General features: G+C 39.5%; 3 protein-coding genes. 1 reads left to right on the forward strand and 2 read right to left on the reverse strand.

The features are described 5' to 3' along the window. Nucleotides 1-1,347, reverse strand: a 1,347-nt coding sequence (locus QNK26_RS07380; protein ID WP_319221913.1) for a pyruvate formate lyase family protein, incomplete at its 3' end; no start/stop codon positions are given. 63 nt (nt 1,348-1,410) lie between these two features. After that, complete coding sequence (focA, locus tag QNK26_RS07385; protein ID WP_319221914.1) at nt 1,411-2,262, reverse strand: formate transporter FocA; 852 nt, start codon at nt 2,260-2,262, stop codon at nt 1,411-1,413. A 491-nt stretch (nt 2,263-2,753) separates the two neighbouring features. Here focA and QNK26_RS07390 point away from each other — a divergent pair, with 491 nt between their 5' ends. Continuing rightward, nucleotides 2,754-3,524, forward strand: a complete 771-nt coding sequence (locus tag QNK26_RS07390; protein WP_319221916.1) for an ABC transporter ATP-binding protein — start codon at nt 2,754-2,756, stop codon at nt 3,522-3,524. Nucleotides 3,525-3,708 lie beyond the last annotated feature (184 nt).

Raw genomic sequence — 3,708 nt, forward strand, 5'->3', positions numbered from 1 at the left:
GCCGCCGTTGATTGCGTATAATAATGTCTTAGCAAGGTTAGCACGTGCGCCAAAGAACTGCATTTGCTTACCAACAATCATTGGTGATACACAACAAGCAATTGCATAGTCATCATTGTCGAAGTCAGTACGCATTAAATCATCATTTTCGTATTGGATTGATGACGTATCAATAGATACTTTCGCACAGTAGCGTTTGAAGGCTAATGGTAAATGTTCAGCCCACAATACAGTGATGTTTGGCTCTGGTGAAGGACCCATAGTGTATTGTGTGTGTAGTACACGGAATGATGATTTAGTTACTAGTGAACGACCATCTGTACCCATACCTGCGATAGTTTCTGTTGCCCAGATTGGGTCACCAGAGAATAACTCATCGTATTCAGGTGTGCGTAGGAAACGTACCATACGTAGTTTCATAACTAAATGGTCAATCATTTCTTGAGCGTCAGTTTCAGTAATGATACCCGCTTGTAAATCACGTTCGATGTAGATATCTAAGAACGTAGTTACACGACCGAAGCTCATTGCTGCGCCATTTTGTGATTTAACAGCAGCTAGGTAGCCGAAGTAAGTCCACTGGATCGCTTCTTTTGCGTTTACCGCTGGGCCAGAAATATCGAAACCGTAAGTTGCCGCCATTTCTTTGATTTGTGCTAGGGCACGGTACTGTTCTGAAATCTCTTCACGTAAACGCATTGTTGCTTCTAGGTCTTCACCTGAGTAGAACTTTGCTTCTAATGATTTTTGTTGTGCAAATTTATCTTTCATTAGGAAGTCGATGCCGTATACAGCAACACGACGGTAATCACCAATGATACGACCACGGCCATATGCATCTGGTAAACCAGTTAGGATACCTGACTTACGACATTTCATGATGTCGCTTGTATAAACGTCAAATACGCCTTGGTTATGAGTTTTACGGTATTCAGAGAAGATTTTGTTTGTTACTGGATCAAGTTCTTTACCATATGCCTTACAAGAACCTGCAACCATACGGATACCACCGTTCGCGATAATAGCGCGTTTTAGTGGTTTTTCAGTTTGCAGACCAACAATTGTTTCTAGGCCTTGGTCGATGTAACCAGCAGCATGAGAAGTGATCGTTGACGGTAACGATGTATCAAAATCAAGCGGCGCATGGGTGCTGTTTTCGATTTTAATGCCTTCCATCACACTGTTCCAAAGCGTATCTGTTGCTTCAGTTGCATCTGCTAGGAAAGATTCATCACCGGTAAATTCGGTGTAGTTCTTCTGGATGAAATCACGAAGGTTAACGTCGTTAGTCCATTCACCAGTAGTGAAACCTTGCCACGCTTGATCAAAAATTGTTTGTTCAGTCATAAGTACACCTAATTTATTAAAAATTAAACTTTAAAGCTCGTTACCTGTTGTTACCAACAGATATTAAGATTCTTTTTTGCAGTAGATAGCCCAGTAAGTCAGGCCAACTAATACGCCGCCACCAATGATGTTGCCGATGGTGACTGGAATAAGGTTATTAAATACAAAGTTAGATAATGTTAAATCAGTAAAGTCAGCTGGATTTGCGCCAGTTACTAACCAAAATTCAGGGCCAGAAAAGTTCGCGATAACATACCCGAGTGGGATCATAAACATATTAGCGATACTGTGTTCGTAACCTGATGCGACAAACATACTCACTGGCAATGCCACTGCGACAAATTTGTCTGTAATAGAGCGTGCTGCAAAACTCATCCATACACCAAGGCAAACAAGTAGGTTTGCGAGGATGCCGAGTGTGACAGCTTGAATAAAGGTGTGATGTAATTTGTGTTGAGCAATCTTCATGGCATTAATACCCCATGCGCCATCAGCGACAAGATGCTGTTTTGCTAATATCATCAGCATCACAAAAAAGATGCAACCGATAAAGTTACCAGCGTAAACAACCGCCCAGTTTTTTGCCAGCTGTGCAGTGGTGATCTTGTTATTAGCACGGGCAATAATAGTCAGAATTGAACTGGTAAAAAGTTCGCCGCCACAAACAACGACAAGTAATAGACCAAGGCTAAATGCAAATCCGCCCATGAATTTTTTTAGGCCGTAAGCAACATCGGTGGTACCGGTGGTGACAGTGGTATAAAAGGCAAATGCGATGGAGATGAATACACCGGCTGTAATGGCAAGCATGAAGGCTTGTTTATGGGATTTAGTTGCTTTTGCTACACCGACAGATTCTGCTTTAATTAGCAGTTCGGCTGGTAGAATCGCATCAAATGGGCTTGCTGTTTTCATTGTTTAGTCTCAATAAATAACCTGTGTGCATTATTACCTAACTAGTAGTATTTATAAAGTGATCTAGATCAATTTTATGGCCATTTGTGTTTTTTTATTACGAAAAGTAACACAGTGGATCTATATCAACCCGTAATGGGTGTAACTTAATTACAGTTAGTACGTGTTTCTACTAACTTTATTTTAAACATGTAAACAAAAGTTAGTTTCTCTATGTAAGGTAACATAAAACCTCATAATTACCAATATAGCGGTAGTATTAAGTTTTTTATATGCTGAATTTTAATGCTGCATTTTAAATTTACATGGTTAATAAAACCTAGGTCAGGCAACACTCTGGAGTTAATAACTGAATTCAACCGGTTTTATGTTATCTGAATGGCTAATTTGTTATGTTAAGTGTTGTTTTGTGTTGCGGTATTTAAGTATAGTTTGATTTTAAGTATTGCACAGGTCTTATATTGTTATAAATCGTATTTAGGATGAATAGAATGAGTAGCAGTCCCACATTAGGCATCAAAAATTTACATAAATCATTTGGTGACAATGAAGTTCTTAAAGGTATCGATCTGACTGCGAATAAAGGCGATGTTATCTCGATTATTGGTTCATCAGGATCAGGTAAGAGTACATTTTTACGCTGCATTAATTTATTAGAAATGCCAACTGCCGGAGATATCTCGGTAAACGGCGAGTTGATCGATATGGTTGATGGTCGTGACGGTAATAGGGAGGCGGTCAGTAAAAAACAAGTTCAACGTATTCGTTCACGCTTAGCGATGGTATTTCAAGGCTTCAATTTATGGTCGCACATGACTGTCATTGAAAATGTGATCGAAGCGCCTATTCATGTTTTAGGTATCTCGCGTAGCGACGCATTGGCAAGCGCAGAACAATATTTGAAAAAAGTTGATTTATGGGAAAGAAAAGACTACTACCCAAGTCAGCTATCTGGAGGTCAAAAACAACGTGTGGCGATAGCCCGTGCACTGGCGGTTGAACCTGAAGTGCTACTATTTGATGAACCAACCTCAGCGTTAGATCCGGAATTAGTCGGTGAAGTATTACGGGTGATGCAAAGTTTGGCTGAAGAAGGGCGAACTATGTTAGTGGTGACCCACGAGATGGCATTTGCCCGTGATGTCTCTACTAAGGTTATCTTTTTGCATCAAGGTCAAATTGAAGAGCAGGGCGATCCGAAAGAATTGTTTGATAATCCGAAGTCGGAACGAGTTAAGCAGTTTTTAGCGCCTAAATATTAAGAGTTGGCACCTAAGTATTAAGAGTTGGCAGCGAAATGTTAAAAGTTAGTTCCAAAAATAAATAATTAAATAAACACTAAAAAGAAATAAAAAACAACACAATAAAGGTCTTTGATTGACTTAATTATAATAATAGGTAAATACGTATGAAAAAATTAGCGACTGTAATTGCAGCAAGTGTTGC

Source organism: Moritella sp. (genome assembly GCF_033791185.1).
GTDB lineage: Bacteria > Pseudomonadota > Gammaproteobacteria > Enterobacterales > Moritellaceae > Moritella.

What these genes read in the sequence shown, in the direction of transcription:
- QNK26_RS07390 (WP_319221916.1), top strand. Translation starts at nt 2,754, where the DNA reads ATGAGTAGCAGTCCCACATTAGGCATCAAAAATTTACATAAATCATTT.
- focA (WP_319221914.1), bottom strand. Translation starts at nt 2,262, where the DNA reads ATGAAAACAGCAAGCCCATTTGATGCGATTCTACCAGCCGAACTGCTA.